Below are 523 nucleotides of genomic sequence, written 5' to 3' on the forward strand. Positions count from 1 at the left end.
GCGGGCGGCGACTGGCAGGAGGATAACGGCGTCTGGCATCAGAATGTCTTCGCCTATTACCTGTCGATTGCCTGCAACCACTGCGAAGATCCGGCCTGCACCAAGGTCTGCCCGAGCGGGGCAATGCACAAGCGCGACGACGGTTTTGTGGTGGTGGACGAGGATGTCTGCATCGGCTGTCGCTACTGCCACATGGCCTGCCCGTACGGCGCGCCGCAGTACAATGCCGCCAAAGGCCACATGACCAAGTGCGACGGCTGCCACAGCCGGGTGGCGGACGGCAAAAAGCCCATCTGCGTCGAATCCTGCCCGCTGCGCGCGCTGGACTTTGGCCCGATTGAGGAGCTGCGCAAAAAACACGGCCAGCTTGCTGCCGTCGCGCCGCTGCCGTCTGCGCACTTCACAAAGCCGAGTATTGTGATTAAACCTAACGCCAACAGCCGTCCGACGGGTGACACCACCGGCTACCTGGCAAACCCGAAGGAGGTGTGAGATGGGAAGTGGATGGCATGAATGGCCGCTG

The 523-nt window shown here is 62.3% G+C and carries 1 protein-coding gene; it reads left to right on the forward strand.

Annotated features, from left to right (window positions below; genetic code table 11):
• The coding region (locus ACOTYB_RS24900; protein WP_045142816.1) for a 4Fe-4S dicluster domain-containing protein at window positions 1-492 on the forward strand (492 nt) is incomplete at its 5' end.
• Between the last annotated feature and the right edge of the window lie 31 nt (window positions 493-523).

The sequence above is a fragment of the Enterobacter cloacae complex sp. IR5450 genome, assembly GCF_049238665.1.
GTDB classification, from domain to species: Bacteria; Pseudomonadota; Gammaproteobacteria; order Enterobacterales; family Enterobacteriaceae; genus Enterobacter; species Enterobacter hormaechei_C.